The organism is Brevibacterium epidermidis NBRC 14811, from assembly GCF_001570805.1.
Classification (GTDB): Bacteria; Actinomycetota; Actinomycetes; order Actinomycetales; family Brevibacteriaceae; genus Brevibacterium; species Brevibacterium epidermidis.
In genome coordinates this window covers 166,755-191,303 of sequence record NZ_BCSJ01000013.1, presented here as the reverse complement: position 1 = coordinate 191,303, position 24,549 = coordinate 166,755, and the positions used below count along the sequence as shown (strand labels likewise).

The window sequence follows — 24,549 nt, the reverse complement described above, 5'->3', positions numbered from 1 at the left end:
CATGACGAAATCCCGCGGAGTCCTCATCATGCTCGTCATCGCCGCCGCACTGTGGGCGCTGACGATCTCCGCCTGGCAGGTCGGCGCCGCCGGCGACACCCTCGGACCCAGCGGTGTGGCGAAGGTCACCGAGGATGCGAGTTCGCAGGCCTCACCCGTGGCCACCGCCTGTGTGGCGATCATCGCGGTCTCAGGACTTCTGGCCGCGATGCTCGGACGGATCGGACGCTTCGTCGTCTTCGGTCTGGCCGGGATCGCAGGAATCGGATACGGGATCACGGCACTGAGTGCCGCCTCGGCGCCGGGAGCCACCTCGTGGGCGATCATCGCGGCAGTGGCCGCGGGAATCGGCGTCATCGGAATCGTCTGGGTCGCCGTCGCCTCGAACGGGTGGACGAACTCCAACCGCTACGCCCGCACCGCCGAAGCCGCCGGCGGCGAATTCGACTCGGCCGCGACCTGGGATGCCCTGTCCCGCGGAGAAGACGTCGAAGACGCCCCCGACGACGAGGAGCCGAACGATCCGGATACCGAGCCGGATTCGAAATGACCTTGTGACCGGGTCGGTGTCCGGTCAGCCGCAGAAGCGTGACACAATAGAGGAAAGATTCCATACGCGTGTCACGCACTCACACAAAGGAGCGCCATGTCGCAGTCCATCGCCCGCAACGGGGCCGCAGATCTCGACAAATCCACGATCGACTACGCAGCGATCGCCGATCCCGGTCACGGCAACTCGGTGGCGGGATGGACCGGAGTCATCATCATGCTCCTCGGCATCAGCGTCGGCTGTGTGGGCTTCACGATCCACAACCCCACGATCACCTACATCGGCGTCGGCATCGTCGCCCTCGGCGTCGTCGTCGGCCTGATCCTGCGTGCCGTGGGACTGGGCAACAAGCCGAAGAAGAAATGACGGTACTAGGCGACATCGTCTCCGGAGTGCGGGAAGACCTGCAGGCACGCCGGAGCGAAGTTCCGCTGAGCGAGATCACGGCTCGAGCCGCTGCGGCCGAGCCGGCCCGCCCCTTCGACCTGTCCGCCGACTTCGGCGTCATCGCCGAGGTCAAGCGGAAGTCACCGTCGCGCGGTGACCTCGCTCAGATTCCCGACCCAGGCACCCTCGCTGGCCTGTATGCCGCAGGCGGAGCCCGGGCCATCAGTGTGCTCACGGAGGCCCGCCGTTTCAACGGCAGCCTCGCCGACCTCGACTCGGTGCGCGCCGCCGTGGACATCCCGGTCCTGCGCAAGGACTTCATGGTGGACGAATACCAGTTCCACGAGGCCCGTGCACACGGTGCCGACATCGTTCTGCTCATCGTCGCAGCACTCGATCCCGCGCAGCTGCGCGACTTCCATGCACTCGCCACGGAGCTGGGCATGGCCGCGCTCGTCGAGACGCACAATCGCGAAGAGCTCGAGATCGCTGCCGACCTCGGCGCAGAACTCATCGGCGTCAATACCCGCAACCTCAAGGACCTCAGCGTCGACAGCGACCGGTTCGCGCCTTTGGCCGAACTCGCCCCCGCAGGATGCACCCTCGTGGCCGAGTCCGGTGTCGCCGGAGGAGCCGAGGTGTCGAAGTACGCGGATGCCGGCGCCGATCTCGTGCTCGTGGGCGAAGCCCTCGTCACCGGCGGCCGTCCTCAGGCCGCTGTCGAGGAGTACACGGCCCTCGGTCGAGAACGCCGCTCGCTGTCCGCATCCTGAACCCCGCCGCCATCGGCCGCTGCACGTGGCCGACGATGGCCCATACCGCACCCATTCCGACGTCCGGCACGGCGGAGGCTCAACGCCTGCGTCTGCCGACGCCACGAGGAGATCGAGAAGGACCGCAATGACCGATGTGAGCCAGGAGACCGGACCGTACTTCGGCGAGTTCGGAGGCAGGTTCATCCCCGAAGCACTGATCCCGGCACTCGACGAGATCGAAGAGACCTGGCGCAAGTCCCAGGTGGATCCGGCCTTCACCGACGAACTCCTCACTCTGCAGCGCAACTACATCGGCCGGCCGTCTCTGCTCACCGAGGCCACGCGCTTCGCCGAGCACTGCGGCGGTGCGCGCGTGTTCCTCAAACGCGAAGACCTCAACCACACGGGCAGCCACAAGATCAACAACGCCTTGGCCCAGGCTCTGCTGGCCAAGCGGATGGGCAAGACCCGTGTCATCGCCGAGACCGGAGCCGGGCAGCACGGAGTCGCCACGGCGACCGCCGCCGCGCTGCTCGACATGTCCTGCGTGGTCTACATGGGTGAGGAGGACACCCAGCGGCAGGCCCTCAACGTCGCGCGCATGCGTCTGCTCGGAGCCACGGTCAACGCCGTGACCAACGGCACCCGCACCCTCAAGGACGCGATGAATGAAGCCATGCGCGACTGGGTGGCCAATGTCGACGACACCCACTACGTCATCGGCACGGTCGCCGGACCCCACCCGTTCCCCGCGATGGTGCGCTCCTTCCAGAACGTCATCGGCGTCGAAGCCCGCGAACAGATCCAGGACATGGTCGGCCGCCTGCCCGACGCCGTCTGCGCCTGCGTCGGCGGAGGATCGAACGCCATGGGCCTCTTCGCCGCCTTCCTCGGTGATGCCGACGTGAAGATCTTCGGCTTCGAAGCCGGCGGCGAAGGAGTCGACTCCGGCCACCACGCCGCCCGGTTCTCCGGCGGACGCCCCGGCGTCCTCCACGGTTCGGCCACCTACATCCTCCAGGACTCCGACGGACAGACTCAGGCCTCCCATTCGGTCTCGGCCGGACTCGACTATCCTTCGGTCGGTCCCGAACACTCCCACCTCCACGACATCGGCCGGGTGACGTACGAACCCGTCGTCGACGAAGAGGCGATGGAGGCCATGCGGCTGCTCTCCCGCACCGAAGGCATCATCCCCGCGATCGAATCCGCTCATGCCCTGGCCGGAGCCATGCGCGTGGGTCGTGAGCTCGGACCCGACGCGGTCCTGCTCGTCAATCTCTCCGGCCGCGGCGACAAGGACATGACGACCGCCGCGAAATGGTTCGACTACATCGACGAAGGAGCGGTTCAGGTATGACGCACTCGGGCCCACGCACAGGAACCACCCTCGACGCCGTCGCCGAGGCGGGCCGCAAGGCCGCTCTCATCGCCTACCTGCCGGTCGGCTTCCCCACGGTGGCGGGATCGACCGCAGCAATGGTCGAACTCGTCCGCAACGGCGTCGACATCATCGAGGTCGGCATGCCGTACTCCGATCCCGGAATGGACGGACCCGTCATCCAGCGTGCCGGTGAGACGGCGCTGGAGAACGGGGTGCGGACCAAGGACATCTTCACCGCAGTCGAAGCCATCTCTGCAGCCGGCGGCACCGCCGTCGTCATGAGCTACTGGAACCTCGTGCTCCAGTACGGCATCGACAGCTTCGCCCGCGACCTCGCCTCGGCCGGAGGCGGCGGCATCGTCACCCCCGACCTCATCCCCGATGAGGCAGGACCGTGGTTGGCTGCCTCGGAGAAGCACGAACTCGACCGCATCTTCCTCGCCGCACCGTCGTCGACACCCGAACGGCTGGCCCGAATCGTCGAGCACAGCTCCGGCTTCGTCTACGCCGCCTCGACCATGGGTGTCACCGGTGTCCGCTCCGAAGTCGACAACCATGCCCGCGAACTCGTCTCCCGGCTGAAGGAAGCCGGAGCCGAACGCGCCTGCGTCGGCCTCGGTGTCTCGAACCGCGAACAGGCGGCCGAGGTCGCCGAATACGCCGACGGAGTCATCGTCGGCTCCGCCCTCGTCCGGGCGCTGGACTCCGAAGGAGTGGCCGGAGTCGGTCGACTCGCCGCCGAGCTCGCAGAAGGGTGTGCATGAGCTTCAGCCCGGCATGGGTCATCTTCACCATCCTCGGCATCGGACTCGCTCTGTGGATGACGAGCATCCAATGGCGCGCCCGCGGCGGCCATAAGGGAGATCTGTGGGCCATCGCGGTCGTCGGTCTTCCGGCCGCCGTCATCGGCGGACGCCTCGGACACCTGCTCTCGGCGTCGGACACCTACTTCGGCCCCGACGGCAGCCCAATCCGGGCGCTGGCCCTCTGGGACGGCGGATTCAGTTTCTGGGGAGCGACCATCCTCGGCTTCCTCTCCGTCTGGCTGCTCACCCGCTTCCAGGGCATCAGGTTCCGACCGCTGCTCGACTCGGTCGCACCGGGGCTCATCCTCGGCCACGTCGCCGGCGCCTTCAGCGACTGGTTCGACGGTCGCCTCGAACGCGTCACGGTCCTCACCGAATCGGTGTGGAACCTCATCGCCTGCGTCGTGCTCATCATCGTGTCCAAACGCCTCCGGCTCGGCTACGGTCAGGTCTTCGCTCTCTACCTGTGCCTGTTCGGGCTCGGCCGCATCCTGCTCGAAGCCCTGCGGGTCGGCACCCCGGCAGCCGAGAATGCACGCCTCCTCCTCGGACTGCCGTTCAATGTATGGACGGCCATCCTCGCGCTGCTTCTCGGCCTCGGCTGGCTCACCGTCTCGCGACTGCGTCACCGCACCTATGAGACCGGCGTCTACGTGCACGGCTCCCGCACCCTGCTGCGCCGCCACCGCCGCGGGAAGCACACATTCGAGATCAATGCGCCCAATATCGCCGAGGCGGCCGAGGACTCCGGAGCCCCACTGCCGTCCGTTGCGCGGGTGGCCGATCCCGACGATCGGAACGGTCGCCGCGGCGCCCCCACGCCGCCGCCCCCTGCCTCGAGCGCCGACGCCTCCCCGAACAAGGCACCGAACGGCGATTTGGCGGCGGCCGGAGACAACGCTGACGACTCGGAATTCGACGACGAGCCAGGCATCGACCTCAGCGGACGCCACAGCTTCGGCTTCTTCGGAGCAGTCACCTCGGCGATCTCGATCGTGCCCGATGTGCGCGGCAAGACGGCTCCCGCTCCCCGCGACGAGAATCCTCACACGTCCGACTCTTAAGACGAATAGGTTCACAGTTCGTTCCTTTTTCTGCTTCTTATGAAATTGCACATGGTGTAAGTTATGAATCCGGCTGTGAGAGCGATCTCACAGCCGGGTTCGGAAAACACACTTTCCGGGCTCGTCCATACCGCAGAGGACAGCGCCGTCTTTTCGGGAAACACTCAACACCGAGAAGGCAGAACATGAACCACAGCGCTCAGCCAACCCACAAGAACCCGGCCCCGCCTGGCCGCATCGGGCTCTACGATCCGGCGCTCGAACACGACAACTGCGGCCTGGCCCTCATCGCCCGCTACAAGGGCGGCGCCGACCACACGGTCATCACCCAGGCGCTCGACGCGCTGCGTCGGCTCGAACACCGCGGCGGAGTCGGCTCCGACGACGGCACGGGCGACGGCGCCGGACTGACCATCCAGATCCCGCACGACTACTTCGCCGCCCGCCTCGGCGAATCCGGAATCTCACTTCCGGCTCCGGGCGACTATGCCATGGGCATCGGCTTCTTCTCCCAGGACTACGCCACCGACCTCAACGCTGTCACGGCGCCTCTGACCGCGGAGACGCAGCCCGACTTCAGTGCTGAATCCGCCGGCGTCGACCAGGACGCACTCGTATCGCGGATCGCCGCAGAAGAGGGACTCCAAGTCATCCACGTGGAATCCGTGGCCGTCGACCCCGGAGTGCTCGGCCGGATCGCCGTCGAGACCATGCCGTCCATGCGCTATGTGTTCTTCGGCCTCGACGCCGACCACCCAGCCCGCGATGACAACGACCTCGCCCGACGAGCCTTCATCGTGCGGAAGCGGCTCGACAACGCCGGACTCTACTTCCCGTCCCTGTCGCCGACGACGCTGACGTTCAAGGGCATGCTCTCGACCGCTCAGCTCGACCGCTTCTTCACGGAACTCGGCGACGAACGCCTCACCTCGGCGATCGCTCTCGTCCACTCGCGGTTCTCGACGAACACCTTTCCCTCCTGGCAGCTTGCGCAGCCGTTCGGCACGATCGCGCACAACGGTGAGATCAACACGGTGCGCGGCAACCGCAACTGGATGCAGGCCCGCGAATCGGCATTGGCCAGCGACCTGCTTCAGTCCCCGGTCGCGGACACGACCGCGGGACTCGAACGGATCTTTCCGATCATCTCCGCCGGAGCCTCGGACTCCGCCTCATTCAACTCGGTCCTCGAGCTCATGGTCGCCTCCGGCCGGTCGCTGCCGCAAGCCATGCTGATGATGATCCCCGAAGCCTGGGAGAACAACCCGGCCATGTCCGAGGAGCGGCGGGCCTTCTACGAATACCACTCGCTGCTCATGGAACCCTGGGACGGACCGGCCTGCGTCGCCTTCACCGACGGCCGCCTCGCCGGAGCCGTGCTCGACCGCAACGGACTGCGTCCGGCCCGGTACGTCATGACCGAGGACACCGTCGTCCTCGCCAGCGAATCCGGAGTCGTCGACCTGCCGGAAGCCGAGGTCTCTGCCCGCGGACGACTGACTCCGGGCCGGATGTTCCTCGTCGATGTCGAGGCCGGACGCATCATCTCCGATACGGAGATCAAGAACAGCCTCGCCACCGAGCACCCCTACCGCGAATGGGTCGAGGCCTCGGCCACGCGCTTGGCCGAACTGCCCACCCGCGTCCATGTCAGCCACCCCAGTTCATCGGTCCGGAGACGACAGCGGACCTTCGGGTACACGGAGGAAGAGCTGCGCGTGCTCATCGCTCCGATGGCCGAGACCGGGGCCGAACCCCTGGGCGCGATGGGCAGCGACACCGCGATCGCGGCGCTGAGCACCCGCCCGCGGCTGCTCTTCGACCACTTCCACCAGAACTTCGCCCAAGTGACGAACCCGCCATTGGACTCCATCCGCGAGGACATCGTCACGAGCATGGCGGCGGGAATCGGCCGCGAAGGCAATCTGCTGTGCTCGACTCAGCCGGACTCCGCCCATATCCTGCTCGAGCGGCCGGTGATCGACAACGACGAACTCACGGCGATCGCGCACCTGGCCGGCAGCCACCTCGGCGAGGGAATCACGCGCCCGTCGGTGACGCTGTCGGGGCTGTACCCGATCGGCGCCGGTGAGGACGCGATGGCCCGTCGCCTCGCGGAACTGTGCGCGGAGGCGAGCGCCGCGGTCGCCGACGGAGCGGTGTTCCTCATCCTCACGGATCGCGAGTCGAACTCGGAATATGCGCCGATCCCGTCCCTGCTCCTGACCTCCGCGCTGCACCACCACCTCGTGCGGGAACGCAGCCGCACCCAAGTGAGCATCATCGTCGAGGCCGGAGACGTCCGCGAGGTCCACCATGCGGCCACGCTCGTGTCCTTCGGTGCCTCCGCGGTCAACCCGTACCTGCTCATGGAATCGGCCGAGGACCTCGTGAAGTCCGAACGGATCCGGGGCATCAGCGCCGAGGCGGCCGTGGCCAATGTGCTCACAGCACTGAACAAGGGCCTGCTGAAGATCATGTCGAAGATGGGGATCTCGACCGTCCAGTCCTACCACGGGGCGCAGACCTTCGAAGCCCTCGGCCTGGCGGATTCGGTCATCGACGAACACTTCACTTCGACCCCGCACCAGCTCGGCGGCAAGACGCTCGACGATATCGCGGCCGAGACCACCGCCCGGCACGCCGATGCCTACCGCGAGGACCATCCGCGGCCGGCACACCGGAACCTGCTCGTCGGCGGCGAATTTCAGTGGCGCAGGGAAGGGCCGGGGCATCTGTTCAACCCGGAGACGATCTTCAAACTGCAGCACTCGACGGCGACCGGTCGTTTCGACATCTTCCGTCAGTACACGCGGGCCGTGGACGAACAGTCCGCCGAGCTGATGACCCTGCGCGGACTCTTCGATCTCGTCCCCACCGAATCGGGACCGATCGACATCTCCGAGGTCGAACCCGCCGAGGCGATCATGCGCCGCTTCTCCACCGGGGCCATGAGCTACGGCTCCCTGTCGGCCGAAGCGCACGAGACGCTGGCGATAGCGATGAACCGGATCGGCGGGAAGTCGAATACGGGTGAGGGGGGCGAGGACACCGAACGCCTGCTCGACCCGGAGCGTCGGTCGGCGATCAAGCAGATCGCCTCCGGTCGGTTCGGCGTCACCAGCCACTACCTCACCGCCGCCGATGATCTGCAGATCAAGATGGCTCAGGGTGCCAAGCCCGGCGAAGGAGGTCAGCTGCCGGGGGAGAAGGTGTACCCGTGGATCGCGAAGACCCGCCACGCCACTCCCGGAGTCGGACTCATCTCACCGCCTCCGCACCATGACATCTACTCCATCGAAGACCTCGCTCAGCTCATCCACGACCTGGGTCGGGCCAATGCGGCCGCCCGCGTCCACGTCAAACTCGTCTCCGGAATCGGAGTCGGGACGGTGGCCGCCGGAGTGGCGAAGGCCGGAGCCGATGTCGTGCTCATCTCCGGCCACGACGGGGGCACGGGCGCCAGCCCCCTCAACTCGCTCAAGCACGCGGGCACCCCGTGGGAGCTGGGACTGGCCGAAGCTCAGCAGACCCTCGTGCTCAACGGACTGCGCGAACGCATCAGCGTCCAGGTCGACGGGCAGCTGAAGACCGGCCGCGATGTCATCATCGCCGCTCTGCTCGGGGCCGAGGAGTTCGGCTTCGCGACCACCGCCCTCGTCGTCTCCGGATGCATCATGATGCGGGTGTGCCATCAGGACACCTGCCCGGTCGGCGTGGCCACGCAGAACCCGAAGCTGCGCGAACGCTTCCACGGTCAGGCCGACCATGTCGTGAACTTCTTCACCTTCATCGCCGAGGAGGTCCGCGGTTACCTCGCCCAGCTGGGACTGCGCAGCCTCGATGAGGCGATCGGCGCGGTCGAACGACTGCGCATCGACGCTGACCGGGCGGCCGCCTCGGGGCTGGACCTCGATCTCACCCCGATCCTCACGGTTCCGACCGACCTCGACGGCAGCCCCGCCTCGGCGAGGGTGAGCCGGACGCGCACCCCACGTGACTTCACGGGCGAACTCGACTATCGACTGCTGGAACAGGCCGGAGAGGAGATCACCGCGGGAACGCCCGTGCACCTGAACGCCGAGGTCGCGAACACGGACCGGTCGGTCGGCACCCTGCTCGGCCACCGCGTGACCCAGGCTCACGGCGGTGACGGACTGCCGTCCGGGACCGTGCGTGTGTCCCTCAACGGAACCGCCGGACAGTCCCTGGGCGCCTTCCTTCCACGCGGGGTGAGCATCGATCTGCGCGGCGACGCGAACGACTACGTCGGGAAGGGACTGTCGGGAGGAACGATCAGCATCGCGCCCCGACCGGAGAACCCCACCCGCCCCGAACACAACGTCATCGCCGGCAACGTCATCGGCTACGGGGCGACCGCCGGGTCGATGTTCCTGTCCGGAATGGTCGGCGAGAGATTCCTCGTGCGCAACTCCGGGGTCGAAGCCGTCGTCGAAGGCATCGGCGACCACGGACTGGAGTACATGACCGGGGGAGTGGCGGTCATCCTCGGACCCACCGGACGCAACTTCGCGGCCGGAATGTCCGGAGGAACGGCATTCGTCCTCGACTTCAACCCCAGCCGACTCAACCCGAAGGAACGGGCCGCAGGCGTCTTCAGGTTCGGCGGCACCGGAGATTCCGACGCTCCGGTCCTGCAGAGGCTGCTGAGCGACCACGTCGCGGCCACCGGGTCCCCGCTGGCCGGCGAACTGCTGGCCGGACTCGACCGCGGCCAGGACATCCTGTCCCGCTTCACCAAGATCATTCCCGTCGCCTATGCACGGGTCAAAGACATCCAGGACGAGATCGCGAACAGCGGTGACACCGCCGATTCCGAGAACGCCTGGCAGACCATTCTGGAGGCCGCCCATGGCTGATCCGCGAGGATTCCTCACCACCACCGAACGCGAACTCCCCGCCCGCAGGCCCGTGCCGATCCGACTCATGGACTACTCGGAGGTCTACGAGAAGGGCGATCCCGCGCAGCTGCGCCGACAGGCCTCACGCTGCATGGACTGCGGAGTGCCGTTCTGCCATCAGGGATGCCCCCTGGGCAATCTCATTCCGGAGTTCAACGACGCCATGTACCGCGGGGAGCTGCCGCGTGCCGTGGAGCTGCTCCACGCGACGAACAACTTCCCCGAATTCACCGGTCGGGCCTGCCCTGCCCCCTGTGAGAACGCCTGCGTCCTCGGCATCAACCAACCTGCCGTGACGATCAAACAGGTCGAGGTCTCCATCGTCGACGACGGATTCGCCGCCGGACTCATCACCCCGGTCGTCCCCGACCGGATCACCGGGCACACCGTCGCCGTCGTCGGTTCCGGGCCGGCGGGACTCGCCGCGGCACAGCAGCTGACCCGGGCCGGGCACACCGTCGTCGTCTTCGAACGCGAGGACCGCCTCGGCGGGCTGCTGCGCTACGGGATCCCGGACTTCAAACTCGAGAAGCACCATATCGACCGCCGGCTGACGCAGATGCGTGCCGAGGGGACTCGGTTCGAAACCGGCGTGGAAATCGGCCGCGATATCGACTTCGCGGCTCTGCAGACCCGGTTCGACGCGGTGCTGGTGGCCACCGGTGCCACCGTGCCCCGCGATATGGAGCTGCCGGGACGCGGACTCGACGGAGTCGAATTCGCCATGGACTACCTCGTGCCGTCGAACAGAGCTCAGGCGGCCGAGGCGACCTCGGCGGCGGACCCGAGCGAGCTCATCGATGCGGCCGGCAAGCACGTCGTCATCATCGGCGGCGGAGACACCGGAGCCGACTGTCTGGGCACCGCTCTGCGCCAGGGAGCCGCCTCGGTGACGACCCTGGCCATCGGCCGCCAACCGCCGGTCGAGCGTGATGCGGACTCACCGTGGCCGACGGTCCCGCGGATCTTCGAGGTCCAATCCTCACACGAAGAAGGCGGAACCAGACGCTACCTGGCGTCGACGACACGGTTCGTCGGTGACGATTCGGGCAGAGTCAGCGGAATCGAAGTCGCTCAGACGCAGTTCGCCGACGGCCGCCGGATCCCGACACCGGGCACCGAGCACATCATCCCCGCGGACCTCGTGCTGCTCGCGCTGGGATTCAGCGGACCGGAGACCGCAGCCATCGATCTCGAAGCCGGCGGCAGAGGAGCATTCTCACGGGGTGAGGACTATGCGGCTGCGCCCGGAGTCTTCGTCGCCGGTGACGCCGGACGCGGACAGTCGCTCATCGTCTGGGCGATCGCGGAGGGACGCGCCGCGGCCGCCGAAGTCGACCGGTTCCTCACCGGGTCGACGAGGCTGCCGGCACCCGTTCGACCCACCGACGAAGGGTTCAAATGCTAAGATGATGCATGTCAGACAATGAGAAGCGGCGGTGGTGCGGCACAGCGAAGTGCCGCACTCACACCGCTCGTGACCAGTGGAGAGCGGTGGTGACCGCCCGCTGAGACTTTAGGTAGGGTGGAGCGTATGAGGCGTGCAAAGATAGTCGCAACTTTAGGTCCGAACCAGAACTCCTATGAAGAGATCCGCGAGCTCGTCGATGAAGGCGTCGATGTCGCCCGATTCAACCTCAGCCACGGAAAACGAGAAGAACACGAAGAGAAGTTCGCCTGGGTCCGCCAGGCCGCCCTCGACACCGGACGCCCCGTCGCCGTCCTGCTGGACCTCCAAGGTCCGAAGATCCGCGTCGGCACCTTCGCCAACGGCAAGGAAGAACTCGTCGAAGGCGCCACCTTCACCATCACGAGCCGTGACGTCGCCGGTACCGCAGAACTCGTATCCACGACCCTGCCGACCCTGGCAGAAGACGTGTCCGTGGGCGATCCGCTGCTCATCGACGACGGTCGACTGCGCCTTCGCGCCACCGAGGTGACCGCCACCGATGTGGTCACCGAGGTCGAGATCGGCGGAACCATCTCCAACCACAAGGGCATCAACCTGCCCGGAGTCCCGGTCTCCGTCCCCGCACTGTCGGAGAAGGACGTCGACGACCTCAAATGGGGTCTGCAGCTCGGCTTCGACTGGGTCGCCCTGTCGTTCGTCCGCAGCCCGGAGGACATGAACGACGTCCGTGCGGTCATGGACGAGGTCGGAATCACCGCACCGGTCATCGCCAAGCTCGAGAAGCCGCAGGCCGTCGACCAGCTCGATGAGGTCATCGATGCCTTCGACGGAATCATGGTCGCCCGCGGCGACCTCGGCGTCGAACTGCCCCTCGAGCAGGTGCCGATCGTGCAGAAGCGGGCCGTCGAGATCGCTCGCCAGCAGGCCAAGCCCGTCATCGTCGCCACGCAGATGCTCGAGACGATGATCGATGCACCGCGACCCACCCGCGCCGAAGCCAGCGACTGCGCGAACGCCGTCCTCGACGGCGCCGATGCGCTCATGCTCTCCGGGGAGACCTCGGTGGGTGCTCACTGGGTCGAGGCGATCCGCACAATGAGCCGGATCATCGGCTCCACCGAGGAACACGGCCTCGAACGGATTCCGGAGCTCGGCACCGTCCCGCACACGAAGGGCGGAGCCGTCACCGCAGCAGCCGTGCAGATTGCTGAGCAACTCGATATCGATCTGCTGTGCACCTTCTCGCAGACCGGCGACTCCGTGCGACGCATGTCGCGCCTGCGTCCGGCCTGGCCGATCCTCGGCTTCACACCCGACCCACAGGTGCGTCACCAGCTGGCGCTGACCTGGGGCGTCCGCCCGTACCTCGTGAAGACCGTGCGCCACACCGACCAGATGGCACGCCAGGTCGATGCCGTCCTCCTCGCAGACGGCACGGCCCGCGAAGGCGATCAGAGCATCCTCGTGGCCGGTTCGCCTCCCGGAATCCCGGGCTCGACGAACGCCCTGCGCATCCACACCATCGGTGATGCCGCCAAGGGCGTGACGGCCGCCTACCAGGACGCCTCGGACTCCGAGGAGGATCCGCTGGCCGGGTACGGAGTCGTGGCCGAAGCGCCCAACACCCGAGAGGTGCCGATCGTGCGCGAGGACCGCGCACCCCGTCACTGACCGACTCCAGGCCGAAACGCCGACGGCGTCCACCCCATCAACACGGGGCGGGCGCCGCCGGCTTTTCTGTGTCCCGGTGCGATGCGGCGTCCGGTGCGGTGCGGCGGAGTCAGCGGCCGTGGCGTGGATGATTCGGAACTGCGAGGCAGATCACAGCGATTCATGGAATTTCGCAGATTGCTCAACAGTTGTGCTCTCTGTTGCCTAATCCTCCCTGCGGATCTCAGAGGGGAGGACCCGCTAGGAGAGGAATTCAATGAGACTGCCCGCGTGGAGCAAGTCCTTCGGAGTGCAGGTGACCATCGCACTCATCGCCGGTGTCATCCTCGGGCTCATCGCCCGCTCATGGGGACCGGTCAGCGACAGTGCTGACAACTGGCTCGGCCAGACCCTCGACACCATCGGCTCGTCGTACGTCACCCTGCTCAAGGCCGCCGTCGTCCCGCTGGTGATCACCGCGATCATCGCGAGCATCGGCAACCTGCGCAAGGTCACCAACGCCGCCAGGCTCGCGGTGTCGACCCTGCTGTGGTTCGCACTCACCGCCCTCATCGCCGTCGTCCTCGGACTCATCATCGGCATCGTCATGCAGCCCGGCGCCCACGCCGACGCCGCATCGCTCAACGCCGGTGCACCCGATTCACAGGGCAGCTGGCTCGGCTTCCTCACCGGACTGATCCCAGTGAACTTCCTCGGACTCGAAGTCGCCACCGCACCGGATGAATCCGGAGCCCTGACCTCCGACGTCAACTTCAACATCCTCCAGCTCATCATCGTCTCCGGCGCCATCGGCATCGCCGCGGTCAAGGTCGGCAAGGCCGCAGAGCCGTTCCTCGAGTTCACCGAGGCGGCCCTGGCCGTCGTGCAGAAGGTCGTCTGGTGGATCGTGCGCATCGCTCCCATCGGCACCCTCGGCCTCATCGGCAACGCCGTGAACTCCTACGGCTGGTCGACGATGGGATCGCTGCTGTGGTTCGTCGTCGCCGTCTACATCGGACTCGCGATCGTGTTCTTCATCGTCTACCCGGCCCTGGCCCGCGCCAACGGACTGTCCGTGCGCCAGTACTTCTCCGGAGTCTGGCCGGCCACGCAGATGGGCTTCGTCTCCCGGTCCTCGATCGGCACCATGCCCGTGACGCAGAAGGTCGCCACCGACAACTTCGGAGTGCCCCACTCCTACGCGGCCTTCGCCGTGCCCTTCGGCGCAACGACGAAGATGGACGGCTGCGCTGCGATCTACCCGGCCATCGCCGCGGTGTTCGTCGCCCAGTTCTTCGGCATCGATCTCTCCCTCATCCAGTACCTGCTCATCATCTTCGTCGCCGTCATCGGTTCGGCCGCCACGGCCGGTACGACGGGTGCGACAGTGATGCTCACGCTGACCCTGTCGACCCTGGGCCTGCCGCTCGAGGGCGTCGGACTGCTGCTGGCCATCGAACCGATCGTCGACATGGGTCGTACCGCCCTCAACGTCTCCGGTCAGGCACTCGTCCCCGCCATCGTGGCCAAGCGCCATGAGATCCTGGACGTCGAACGCTACGATGCCCCGCGCATCAACGGCTACGTTCCGACCCAGGAGGACGCAGATGTCGACGAGGCCCGCACCGAGGATGCCCGCATCCAGAGTTGATCTCCTCTCCTACGAGGGACTGGCCGAGCACGATGTCCAACAGGTGACATCGCTGCTCGGCCGCCTCGTTGATGGGGGAGCGGCACTCGGTTGGGTCGCGGCTCCTACGACCGCGGAGATCGGCGAACTCGTCGAACGTCTGGCCGCAGGGATCGAATCAGGAGAAACCGCAGTGGCCATTGCTCGTCGCGGAGACGAGATCACCGGATTCGCCTTTTGGGCCCGGTACACCCGACCCACCTTCCGACCTCATGTCGACATCGAAAAGGTCGCGGTCGCTCCCGAGGCACAGGGCCGAGGCGTGGGGAAGGGGCTGATGGAGGCACTCATCCATGCAGCCCGTCATCACGGAACGGAAGTCGTCACCCTCGATCTGCGCGGTGACAATAAGGCGGCCATCGGCCTCTACGAATCGCTGGGCTTCACCAGATACGGCAGGCTCCCGGACTTCGTGGCGGTCGGTCAGGAGCGTTTCGACACGCTCCTGTACTCCCTCGACCTGCGGCGCTGAATCCGCCGAATGGTGTGTATGAGCGGGTTTGAAGTTCATATGTGGTGATCTTGATCAGTGCGTATGAATTTGGAAGCCGCGGGTGCTGACACGCGTGATTCGCCATCAATCCTCGGGGATGCAAGAAGGCACTGACGACCAAGTGGTCGACAGTGCCTTCGTCTGTACCGGATGCGGGACTCGAACCCGCACGTCTTTCGACAATGCATTTTGAGTGCACCGCGTCTACCGATTCCGCCAATCCGGCTCGTCGCGAGCTGTCCCGATGGACTGCCTGCGCAACGGGGACGATTCTACTGTGCGCGCGAACCGATTGCACAATCGTTCCCCGTCGGTGGCCGCCGTCACCGCCCGTGGGGACCCTCACAGAAGAATCTTCCGGGTCCGCTGGCCACGACGCTGAGCGCCTGGTCTAGACTGGTGACGTGCTTTCAAACAGCGAAGAATCAACTTCAGATGAGTCCGTGCCGGTCCGCCGCGTAGTCGTGGCCGAAGACGAGGCCGTGATTCGTCTCGATATCGTAGAAATGCTCCGCGAGGTCGGCTACGACGTCGTCGGTGAGGCTGCGGACGGCGAATCCGCCATCCGCCTGGCTGAGGAGCTGCGCCCGGACCTCGTCGTCATGGACATCAAGATGCCCATCCTCGACGGAATCTCCGCGGCCGAGCGCATTGCCCGCGCCCGCATCGCACCCGTCGTGCTGCTCACCGCCTTCTCGCAGAAGGAGCTCGTCGAGCGTGCCCGCGACGCCGGTGCCATGGCCTATGTCGTCAAGCCGTTCACTTCGGCCGACCTCATCCCGGCCCTGGAGATCGCGCTCTCACGTCACGCCGAGATCAGCTCGCTCGAATCGGAGATCTCAGATCTCACCGAACGCTTCGAGACCCGCAAGCTCGTCGAGCGCGCCAAGAGCCTGCTGCAGACCTCCATGGGACTCAGCGAGCCCGAGGCCTTCCGCTGGATCCAGAAGACCTCGATGGATCGTCGCCTGACGATGCGCGAGGTCGCCGAGACCGTGCTCAAGCAGATCGGCTCGAAGAAGTAACCACCTTTCGGACCACGCAGGTCCGAACCCGAAACCTGAAAGGGCCGGCGAATCCGAGATGGATTCGCCGGCCCTCTGCTCTGCTTGGGGGTGGAGGGCTCCGTTGTGGAAGCCTTCGCCTCAGCCCTTCGATTCGGTCTTCAGGATCATGTTCGTGATCCGCACGATCGAGAGCAGCTTTCCCGCCTCGTCGGTCATCTTCACCTCATGGGAGACGATCGTGCGTCCCTGATGGAGCACCTCGGCGCGTCCGGTGACCACACCCTCACGAGCGGCACGCAGATGAGTTGCATTGAGATCGACCCCGACGACGTTCTTGCCGCCGGAGAGCAGATACGAGTGCATCGAGGCCAGCGATTCGGCGAGAACGACATGGCCGCCGCCGTGGAAGAGACCCATCGGCTGCCGATTGCCGACGACCGGAGCCGTGGCCGTGACATGGTCGTGGGCGAGTTCGACGAACTCGATCCCCATCCTCTCGGCCAGCTCACCCCCGGAACCCGGCGCACGCAGCTGCTCGAGCAGCGTGTCGATCTCCTCAGGTGTGGTGTGAGCGTTCAGGGACACGTCGGGACGCAGCATCGGTTCTCCTTCAAGTCAGCTTCGAACGCTAGGCTATGCCATGTGAGTCACTCAAACGAATCCCTCCTGCTCATCGACGGACACTCCCTGGCCTACCGGGCCTTCCACGCCCTGCCGGTCGAGAACTTCTCGACCAGCACCGGTCAGACGACGAACGCCATCTACGGCTTCATCTCCATGCTCATCAACGTCCTCCGCGACGAAGAGCCCAGCCATGTGGCCGTGGCCTTCGACCTCGGACGCCAGACCTTCCGACTCGAGGAATACCCCGAGTACAAGGCCGGCCGGGCGAAGACTCCGCCCGAGTTCCACCCGCAGATCGACCTCATCAAGGACATCGTCACGGCGATGGGCATCCGGGTCGTGACGAAGGAGGGCTTCGAGGCCGATGACGCCCTGGCGACGATGGCGAGGATGGGCACCGAGGCCGGTGCGGTCGTCGAGGTGATGAGCGGTGACAAGGATTCGTTCCAGCTCGCCACCGACAAGGTGACGATCCTCTACCCGAAGCGCGGAGTCAGCGATCTCAACCGGATGACTCCGGCCGCGGTCGAGGAGAAGTACGGGGTCAGTCCCGCGAACTACCGAGGACTGGCCGCTCTCGTCGGTGAGAAGGCCGACAATCTGCCCGGCGTGCCCGGAGTCGGTGACAAGACCGCCGCCAAATGGCTCACCGCCCATGGCGACCTGCCCGGAGTGCTGGAGAACGCAGAGTCGATCGGCGGCAAGGTCGGGGAGAAGCTGCGCGACCACATCACCGAGGTGGAGCGGAACTATCGACTCAACCGCCTCCTCGACGACGTCGACCTGGGGCTGGAATTCGATGACCTGGCGTGGGGCGCAGGCGACCCGACCGAGCTGTCGAGCCTGTTCGATCAGCTCGAGTTCCAAGCCCTCGGCAAACGTCTGGCCGCGATCTTCCCCGAAGCCGGCACCGAATCCGAGCCGGCACCGACACGGGAGACGAGCATCGAGACCGTCGACATCGACGCACTGCTGACGAAGATCTCCGACCACGATGTGCTGGCGCTCGATTCGGATGCCACCTTCGAACTCGGCCATGGTCAGGCACGGACCCTCGCGGTCTCCGCCGAACCCGGGCAGGCGTGGGTCGTCGACCTCGCCGAGGCGGGGCAGAAGGACATCGGCAAGCTCGGTTCCGCATTGGGCGGGCATTCGCTCATCCTCCACAGCTCGAAGCTGCAGATCAAAGCCTGGGAGTCGATGGGGCTGTCCGTGGCCGATATCGCCGGGGACACGGCTCTGGCCGCCTACCTCCTCGTTCCCGATGCCCGTTCCTACGAGCTCGGGCAGATCGCCGCCGACCGCGCCGGAATCGACCTCAGCGAACCCGAATCGGATTCCGGGCAGCTCGCCCTCGATCTCGACTCGGATGCCGCGGTGACCACGCACGGCCAACGTGCCGCCGCCCTGCTCGAAGTCCACGAGGTGCTCGCGAAGGCTGTCGACGACGCGAACATGACGCAGGTGTACCGAGACATCGAACTGCCGCTCGTGCCCGTGCTCGCGCGCATGGAATCGACCGGTATCGCCGTCGACGAGGCCGGACTGACGAACCTCATCGACGAATTCACGAAACAAGCCGAAGCCAGCGCTCAAGAGGCCTATGACGCGATCGGCCACGAGGTGAACCTTGGTTCTCCCAAGCAGCTGCAGACCGTGCTGTTCGACGAGCTCGATATGCCCAAGACCAAACGGACGAAGACCGGGTATACGACGGATGCCGAAGCCCTGGCCGAACTGTTCGTCAAGACAGAGCACCCCTTCCTCCAGTACCTGCTGGCCTACCGGGATTCGACGAAGCTCAAGCAGACCGTCGTCGGACTGCTCAAGACCGTCGCCGACGACGGCCGCATCCACACCACGTACCAGCAGACCGTCGCCGCCACGGGTCGGCTGTCGTCCTTGGATCCAAACCTGCAGAACATTCCGGTGCGGACCGAATCGGGCCGCCGCATCCGCGATATTTTCATCGCCGACCCCGAGGTGACGGACGGGACTCTGCTCACCGCCGACTACTCGCAGATCGAAATGCGGATCATGGCTCACTTGTCCGGAGACGCCGCACTCATCCAGGCGTTCAAGGACGGCGAGGACCTCCACTCCTATGTCGGCTCGAAGGTCTTCGGCGTCGGCATCGACGAGGTGGACTCCGAGATGCGGTCGAAGGTCAAGGCCATGTCCTATGGGCTGGTCTACGGACTCTCCGCCTACGGACTCTCACGGCAGCTGGCGATCGGCGTCGACGAAGCCAAGGGACTGATGGACCAGTACTTCGAGCGCTTCGGTGCCGTCAAGGACTACCTCGACGACATCGTCGAGCAGGCTCGCGCGAACGGGTTCACCGAGACCATCATGGGCCGTCGCCGTTATCTGCCGGCGCTGCACAGCGACCGTCGGCAGCTGCGGGACATGGCCGAACGTGCCGCCCTCAACGCACCGATCCAGGGCTCGGCCGCCGACATCATGAAGATCGCCATGCTCAAGGTCGCCGACCGGCTGAAAGACCTGCACTCGCCGATGCTGCTGCAGGTCCATGACGAGATCATCGTCGACGTCCGTCCCGACGAGATCAATGAGGTGAAAGCGATTGTCACAGAGGAGATGGGTTCGGCATTCGAACTCGATGTGCCCCTGGACGTCAACGTCGGCACCGGCCGCTCCTGGCACGCCGCCGCTCACTGACCTGCTGAGCTGGCTTGCACGCTGATAGGCGCAAGGCAGTCGCGGGGTGCCTAGACTGACGCTATGACGAACACGCATGCGCGGGAACTGGACGACTTCGCGGCTGCGGCCCGGTGGTGCACCTCTTTGGTGGCCACGATCGGCGACGAACAATGGGACGAACCTGGTCTCGGGGCGTGGGATCTGCGAGGCCTCGTCGGCCACACCGGGAGGGCCTTCCTCACCCTTGAGACTGCTCTCGACCAACCCGCCGACGAGGTGACGCTGCCCAGCCCCGAAGACTATTTCGCGGCGATCCTGTCCCAGCAGGGAGTGGACGATCTCGTCCTCGAACGCGGAATCGCCTCGGGCCGGGATCTCGGGGATGATCCGGCATCCGCCTTCGCGGCGAAGTGCGAGTCCGCACTGTCACGGCTCTCGAGATTGGAAGAGGTCTCGTCGAGCGCCTCGGTGGCCGATGCGGCGATCATGACGGTCGGCGGAGGAATGCGCGCCGGTGACTATGTGCGCACCCGGACCTTCGAACTCGTCGTCCACGGCAGCGATATCGCCGCCGCACTCGGCACAGATCCGCAGATTCCCGACTCCCCACTGCGGGACTCTTTGGAGATCGCCGTCGAACTCGCGGTCAGGGGAGGGACAGGCAGCCGAGTCCTCGCCGCACTGACGGGGCGCGGGGGACTGGCAGGAGACTTCAGCGTGCTCGGCTGAGCGGCGCCTCAGTCCTTGTTCAGAGTGGTGGAGAAGATCACAGTGCCGGGCATGAGTGCTCCACGCAGCGGCGACCAACCGCCCCAGGCGGTCCGGTTCTCCTCCGGCCATTCGGGTTCGGTCACCGAATCGATCGTAAAGCCGGCATCGACGAGGAGGCTGACCCAGTCGCTCATCGTCCGGTGGTGCTCGGCATAGACCGGCTGACCGTCCGAGGACAGTTCCACGTACGGAGTGCGATCGAAATACGAGTACTCGACGGTCAGACCGGCCTCACCCGGAACATCGGGGAACATCCACCGCATCGGGTGCGTCGTCGAGAACACCCACTGCCCGCCACTGCGCAGGACCCGGGCCACCTCGGAGAAGACGACCTCGGCGTCTTTGACGAACGGCAGGGCGCCATAGGACGAGAACGCACCGTCGAAGCTGTTCGACGCGAACGGAAGCTGCCGGGCATCGGCGAGGAGGAACGTCGGGGGAGTCGCCTCGGTGCTCAGGGGATGTTCGCGCTGCAGACGCGAGGCCTGCTCGAGCATTCCGGCGGAGACATCGACTCCTGTGGTGATCGCTCCCTGTTCGGCCAGCCACCGGGAGCACTGGCCGGCACCGCAGCCGACCTCGAGCACCTGCTTCCGGTCGACATCGCCGAGGAGACGGACATCGGATTCGTGAATTCCTTCCGGACACCAGATGAAATCCGAAGCGCCGAGGAACGTGCCGTGTTCGGCCAGATACTCCTCGGCAGAGTTGTCCCAATAGCTGCGATTGGCCCGGACTGAAGCCTCTTCATCGATCGGGAGATAGCCACCGCTGATGACCTCGGCTCCGTCAGTTCCTTCGCTCATGGTTCCTCCGTGGCCCCAGGTGGTGATAATTCGACTCTTCGGCGTGCATTCACGCCCAAGAAGGTGCTAGCATTGACAACCGTATGCGCCTGTGCATACAAGTCCAAATTCGCAATCGAGACCGGATTCGGTTCTTGCGGCAACAATCACGACCTGCCGACAGGGTACCGGATCTGGACCAATATTCCATCGGAGTCCCTACCTATATGACCACCACCACGCCGGAATCGGTGCAGCCGAAGCAGGTCGCTGTCAACGACATCGGAACCGCTGAGGATTTCCTCGCCGCCGTCGATGAGACCATCAAGTACTTCAACGATGGCGACATCGTTGAGGGCGAAGTCGTCAAGGTCGACCGTGACGAAGTCCTCGTCGACATCGGATACAAGACGGAAGGCGTCATCCTCGCACGTGAGCTTTCCATCAAGCACGATGTCGATCCCGGCGAAGTCGTCGAGGTCGGGGACGAAATCGAAGCCCTCGTTCTTCAGAAGGAAGACAAAGAGGGTCGTCTCATGCTCTCCAAGAAGCGTGCTCAGTACGAGCGCGCCTGGGGCGACATCGAGAAGATCAAGGAAGACGACGGCGTTGTCACCGGCACCGTCATCGAGGTTGTCAAGGGCGGCCTGATCGTCGACATCGGACTGCGCGGCTTCCTGCCCGCCTCCCTCGTCGAGATGCGCCGCGTCCGCGACCTCGCCCCTTACATCGGCCAGCAGGTCGAAGCCAAGATCATCGAGCTCGACAAGAACCGCAACAACGTGGTCCTGTCGCGCCGTGCTTGGCTCGAGCAGACCCAGTCGGCCGTCCGTCACGACTTCCTGCAGACCCTGCAGAAGGGCCAGGTCCGTCCTGGTGTCGTGTCCTCCATCGTCAACTTCGGTGCGTTCGTCGACCTCGGTGGTGTCGACGGACTCGTCCACGTCTCCGAGCTGTCCTGGAAGCACATCGATCACCCGGGTGAGGTCGTCACCGTGGGTGACGAGGTCACCGTCGAGGTCCTCGACGTCGACATGGACCGTGAGCGCGTTTCGCTGTCGCTCAAGGCCACCCAGGAAGATCCTTGGCAGCACTTCGCTCGCACCCACGTCATCGGACAGATCGTGCCGGGCAAGGTCACCAAGCTCGTTCCGTTCGGTGCATTCGTGCGCGTCGAAGACGGCATCGAAGGCCTCGTCCACATCTCCGAGCTGGCCGTGCGCCACGTGGATCTGCCCGAGCAGGTCGTCTCGGTCGACGAGACCATCTACGTCAAGGTCATCGACATCGACCTCGAACGCCGCCGCATCTCGCTGTCGCTGAAGCAGGCGAACGAAGGCGTCGACCCCGAGGCCGAAGAGTTCCTCGACCCCGCTCTCTACGGCATGCCGCAGGAGTACGACGAGGACGGCAACTACAAGTACCCCGAGGGCTTCGACCCCGAGACCAACGAATGGGTCGAGGGCTACGAGGCTCAGCGCGAGACCTGGGAGCAGCAGTACGCCGCCGCTCAGGAACGCTGGGAAGAGCACAAGAAGCAGGTCGCCAAGGCCATCGCAGCGGACGCCGAGGCTTCCGCAGCCGATGCCGTCGGCTCTGCCGATGCCGCTCCGGCCACCGGATCGTTCTCTTCCGAAGAGGCGAGCGACGAGGGCACTCTGGCCAGCGACGAAGCTCTCGCAGCTCTGCGTGAGAAGCTTGCAGGCAGCTGATAGCAGCCATCACTTGGGCTCCCGGTCGGAAGGCCGGGAGCCCTTTGTGTATGCCCCCACATTTCGGACGAGACTGCGTCCGTGGCTGTGGTTTACCCTCATCCTCTGCGTCGGCAGCCTGACCGTCTTCGGCTCCGTCGCCGCGGACCCCGGCGGCGGCGTCGTCGCCTCCAATGACGACACCTCTCTGTTCATCTGGTGGCTCGGACACGGTGCACAGGTAGTCGCCGACGCCCTCGGATTCGTCCCAGGCGAGACCGGCGGCCTGCTGTATACGGAGTCGATGAACACCCTCGGCGGGGGAGTCAACGGCGCGTGGAACACCTCACTGGCCGGCCTCGCGATCCTGCTCGCACCCGTGACGTGGGTGGCCGGGCCGATCGTGAGCTACAACCTGCTCATCCTCGCCCTTCCGGTGTTAGGCAGCCTGGCCACAGCGGTGCTCTTCCGCCGCTTCCTCGACCGTCTGCCGGCGTTCATCGCCGCAGGCGGCGTCGGCTTCTCCAGCTATGTCATCGCCCAACTCGGCGGCCACCCGAACCTCGCCTATATCGTCACCCCGCCGCTGACCGCGTGGGCGATCCTCGCACTCCTCGACCTCGGACGAACCAAAACCGACCGCAGCGGTCCACTGCTGCGCCGCCGCCGACTCTGGCTGCTCGGAAGTGGTTTCGGACTCCTCCTCGGCTTCCAGTTCTATGTCTCCACCGAAGTCCTCGCCGGAACCTTCCTCGCCGCACTGTGCTTCCTTGCAAGCATCGCCGTCTTCGGGCGTGGTCTCTTCCGCACCCGGTCCTGGCTGGCGCTCGGCCTCGGCTCCGTCATTGCCGGAATCATCGCCCTGCTGTGCGCGATCCCGCTCTTGGTGACCATGGCCGGCCCGAACTCCCCACAGGGCGCCATCCGCCCGCACGGAGTGTGGAACACCGATCTGCTCGACCCAATCCTGCCCGCGGCCCCGGCCTGGCTGAGCTCCGGGGTCTCCCCGCTGCCACGGATCATGGACATCGACCCTGCCGAACTCGGCGCCTACATCGGCGCACCCGCGCTGGTGGCGGCCGTGCTCATCGTCGCCTGCTTCGGACGCCGATCCGTGCACAAGGTACCGGTGCGCATCGCGGGCGCAACCGGCTTCCTCGTCTTCCTGCTGGCACTGGGCTCCCCGATCCTCCTCGGCGGCCGAGTGCTCTTCGAAATCGGCCCGTTCGGTCTCATCGAGGCCATCCCCATGCTCAACAACATCCTGCCCATGCGCCTCGTCCTCCACTCGACGATCGCGCTGTTCGCCGCGCTCGGAATCGGTCTCCAATGGGCACTGAGCCACTGGAAGCTTCGTCGCGCCCGCGCCCTCCTCGTCTTACTCGTCCTCGCCGCAGTGGCCGTCCTGCCTGGGCCCCAGACCGCCCACGAAGTGACTGTCCCGTCCTTCTATGAGGGCTCCATCGCCGAGGTGGTCCCCGCCGGATCCGTCGTCAAGACCTTCCCACGCCCCCTGGCATGGGCCGAACCCCACGCCGACGAAGCCATGGTGTGGCAGTCGGTCAGCGGATTCCGCTATCGAGAGACTGGCGGTTATTTCATCGGTTCAAGTCCGGAATCGCCGGTGACCTATTCCGCCCCCGAAGATGCCCTCGACGAACTGCTCCACGGCTCCGTCTTCGACGGGGAACCCATGCCGGACGCAGATAGTTCGGAAGTCGCTTCGGCAATTGCTGAGCTGCGGGAGACCGGAGTCGATTTCATCGTCCTCGCCCCGGATGCCCCGCTCCTGCCGGGAGATGATGGCGAATATGCGGAATTCCTCGATACCGCCGTCGGTGATCCGATCTTCGCCGACGAGGGAGTGCGGGTCTACCAGCTGGGTCAGTAGGATG

The 24,549-nt window shown here is 65.7% G+C and carries 18 protein-coding genes and 1 tRNA gene; 16 read left to right on the top strand and 3 right to left on the bottom strand.

Translation table 11 applies throughout. The features are described 5' to 3' along the window. Position 1: 1 nt before the first annotated feature. From BEP01S_RS09985 to BEP01S_RS09935, 11 genes are all read left to right on the top strand, one after another. Entirely contained in the window at positions 2–550 is a 549-nt protein-coding gene (locus BEP01S_RS09985; protein WP_039207451.1) for a Trp biosynthesis-associated membrane protein, read from the top strand. A 96-nt stretch (positions 551–646) separates the two neighbouring features. After that, positions 647–916, top strand: a complete 270-nt coding sequence (locus BEP01S_RS09980) for an HGxxPAAW family protein (RefSeq protein WP_052239789.1) — start codon at positions 647–649, stop codon at positions 914–916. Beyond that, positions 913–1,710, top strand: a complete 798-nt coding sequence (gene trpC, locus BEP01S_RS09975) for an indole-3-glycerol phosphate synthase TrpC (protein WP_039207452.1) — start codon at positions 913–915, stop codon at positions 1,708–1,710. The genes BEP01S_RS09980 and trpC overlap by 4 nt, the downstream gene beginning before the upstream one ends. Before the next feature lie 127 nt (positions 1,711–1,837). Beyond that, a complete protein-coding gene (gene trpB, locus BEP01S_RS09970; RefSeq protein ID WP_062242708.1) occupies positions 1,838–3,052 on the top strand; it encodes a tryptophan synthase subunit beta in 1,215 nt (404 codons plus the stop codon). After that, the gene (trpA, locus tag BEP01S_RS09965) at positions 3,049–3,840 is read left to right on the top strand and encodes a tryptophan synthase subunit alpha (protein ID WP_062242706.1); all 792 of its coding nucleotides are present in this window, start codon (positions 3,049–3,051) and stop codon (positions 3,838–3,840) included. The genes trpB and trpA overlap by 4 nt, the downstream gene beginning before the upstream one ends. After that, complete coding sequence (locus tag BEP01S_RS09960; protein WP_062242703.1) at positions 3,837–4,946, top strand: prolipoprotein diacylglyceryl transferase; 1,110 nt, start codon at positions 3,837–3,839, stop codon at positions 4,944–4,946. The genes trpA and BEP01S_RS09960 overlap by 4 nt, the downstream gene beginning before the upstream one ends. Positions 4,947–5,131: 185 nt before the next feature. Further along, entirely contained in the window at positions 5,132–9,826 is a 4,695-nt protein-coding gene (gltB, locus tag BEP01S_RS09955) for a glutamate synthase large subunit (protein WP_062242700.1), read from the top strand. After that, positions 9,819–11,276: a glutamate synthase subunit beta gene (locus BEP01S_RS09950; protein ID WP_062242698.1), complete on the top strand. Its 1,458-nt coding sequence runs from the start codon at positions 9,819–9,821 to the stop codon at positions 11,274–11,276. The genes gltB and BEP01S_RS09950 overlap by 8 nt, the downstream gene beginning before the upstream one ends. A gap of 126 nt (positions 11,277–11,402) precedes the next feature. Then, entirely contained in the window at positions 11,403–12,950 is a 1,548-nt protein-coding gene (pyk, locus tag BEP01S_RS09945) for a pyruvate kinase (protein WP_062242695.1), read from the top strand. A gap of 256 nt (positions 12,951–13,206) precedes the next feature. Further along, positions 13,207–14,580, top strand: coding sequence for a dicarboxylate/amino acid:cation symporter (locus BEP01S_RS09940; protein WP_062242692.1), 1,374 nt, complete (start codon positions 13,207–13,209; stop codon positions 14,578–14,580). Beyond that, a complete protein-coding gene (locus BEP01S_RS09935; RefSeq protein WP_082819357.1) occupies positions 14,561–15,091 on the top strand; it encodes a GNAT family N-acetyltransferase in 531 nt (176 codons plus the stop codon). The genes BEP01S_RS09940 and BEP01S_RS09935 overlap by 20 nt, the downstream gene beginning before the upstream one ends. A gap of 165 nt (positions 15,092–15,256) precedes the next feature. On the opposite strand, the gene BEP01S_RS09930 is transcribed toward BEP01S_RS09935, so the two are convergent. After that, positions 15,257–15,338, bottom strand: a tRNA-Leu gene (locus tag BEP01S_RS09930). 178 nt (positions 15,339–15,516) lie between these two features. Here BEP01S_RS09930 and BEP01S_RS09925 point away from each other — a divergent pair. After that, on the top strand, positions 15,517–16,137 hold the full coding sequence (locus tag BEP01S_RS09925) for an ANTAR domain-containing response regulator (protein ID WP_035320143.1): 621 nt from the start codon (positions 15,517–15,519) through the stop codon (positions 16,135–16,137). Between the two features lie 120 nt (positions 16,138–16,257). Here BEP01S_RS09925 and BEP01S_RS09920 read toward each other — a convergent pair whose 3' ends face one another. Beyond that, complete coding sequence (locus BEP01S_RS09920; protein WP_062242686.1) at positions 16,258–16,719, bottom strand: PaaI family thioesterase; 462 nt, start codon at positions 16,717–16,719, stop codon at positions 16,258–16,260. Between the two features lie 42 nt (positions 16,720–16,761). Between BEP01S_RS09920 and polA the strand changes: the two genes are divergently transcribed. Beyond that, positions 16,762–19,425: a DNA polymerase I gene (gene polA / locus BEP01S_RS09915; protein WP_062242681.1), complete on the top strand. Its 2,664-nt coding sequence runs from the start codon at positions 16,762–16,764 to the stop codon at positions 19,423–19,425. Positions 19,426–19,488: 63 nt separating this feature from the next. Continuing rightward, positions 19,489–20,136, top strand: coding sequence for a maleylpyruvate isomerase N-terminal domain-containing protein (locus BEP01S_RS09910; protein WP_062242677.1), 648 nt, complete (start codon positions 19,489–19,491; stop codon positions 20,134–20,136). An 8-nt stretch (positions 20,137–20,144) separates the two neighbouring features. Here the strand turns inward: BEP01S_RS09910 and BEP01S_RS09905 are convergent, their stop codons facing one another. Continuing rightward, complete coding sequence (locus tag BEP01S_RS09905) at positions 20,145–20,984, bottom strand: class I SAM-dependent methyltransferase (protein WP_039207478.1); 840 nt, start codon at positions 20,982–20,984, stop codon at positions 20,145–20,147. Between the two features lie 206 nt (positions 20,985–21,190). Here BEP01S_RS09905 and rpsA point away from each other — a divergent pair, with 206 nt between their 5' ends. Both rpsA and BEP01S_RS09895 read left to right on the top strand, forming a co-directional pair. Further along, entirely contained in the window at positions 21,191–22,675 is a 1,485-nt protein-coding gene (gene rpsA, locus BEP01S_RS09900) for a 30S ribosomal protein S1 (protein WP_039207480.1), read from the top strand. A 46-nt stretch (positions 22,676–22,721) separates the two neighbouring features. Next, a complete protein-coding gene (locus BEP01S_RS09895) occupies positions 22,722–24,545 on the top strand; it encodes a hypothetical protein (RefSeq protein ID WP_083532647.1) in 1,824 nt (607 codons plus the stop codon). Positions 24,546–24,549: the final 4 nt, after the last annotated feature.

Coding starts and splice junctions, on each gene's coding strand:
- BEP01S_RS09950 (WP_062242698.1), top strand. CDS start 9,819: ATGGCTGATCCGCGAGGATTCCTCACCACCACCGAACGCGAACTCCCC.
- rpsA (WP_039207480.1), top strand. CDS start 21,191: ATGACCACCACCACGCCGGAATCGGTGCAGCCGAAGCAGGTCGCTGTC.
- gltB (WP_062242700.1), top strand. CDS start 5,132: ATGAACCACAGCGCTCAGCCAACCCACAAGAACCCGGCCCCGCCTGGC.
- BEP01S_RS09935 (WP_082819357.1), top strand. CDS start 14,561: ATGCCCGCATCCAGAGTTGATCTCCTCTCCTACGAGGGACTGGCCGAG.
- BEP01S_RS09940 (WP_062242692.1), top strand. CDS start 13,207: ATGAGACTGCCCGCGTGGAGCAAGTCCTTCGGAGTGCAGGTGACCATC.
- BEP01S_RS09985 (WP_039207451.1), top strand. CDS start 2: ATGACGAAATCCCGCGGAGTCCTCATCATGCTCGTCATCGCCGCCGCA.
- trpC (WP_039207452.1), top strand. CDS start 913: ATGACGGTACTAGGCGACATCGTCTCCGGAGTGCGGGAAGACCTGCAG.
- BEP01S_RS09905 (WP_039207478.1), bottom strand. CDS start 20,984: ATGAGCGAAGGAACTGACGGAGCCGAGGTCATCAGCGGTGGCTATCTC.
- BEP01S_RS09920 (WP_062242686.1), bottom strand. CDS start 16,719: ATGCTGCGTCCCGACGTGTCCCTGAACGCTCACACCACACCTGAGGAG.
- trpB (WP_062242708.1), top strand. CDS start 1,838: ATGACCGATGTGAGCCAGGAGACCGGACCGTACTTCGGCGAGTTCGGA.
- pyk (WP_062242695.1), top strand. CDS start 11,403: ATGAGGCGTGCAAAGATAGTCGCAACTTTAGGTCCGAACCAGAACTCC.
- trpA (WP_062242706.1), top strand. CDS start 3,049: ATGACGCACTCGGGCCCACGCACAGGAACCACCCTCGACGCCGTCGCC.
- BEP01S_RS09980 (WP_052239789.1), top strand. CDS start 647: ATGTCGCAGTCCATCGCCCGCAACGGGGCCGCAGATCTCGACAAATCC.
- BEP01S_RS09910 (WP_062242677.1), top strand. CDS start 19,489: ATGACGAACACGCATGCGCGGGAACTGGACGACTTCGCGGCTGCGGCC.
- BEP01S_RS09960 (WP_062242703.1), top strand. CDS start 3,837: ATGAGCTTCAGCCCGGCATGGGTCATCTTCACCATCCTCGGCATCGGA.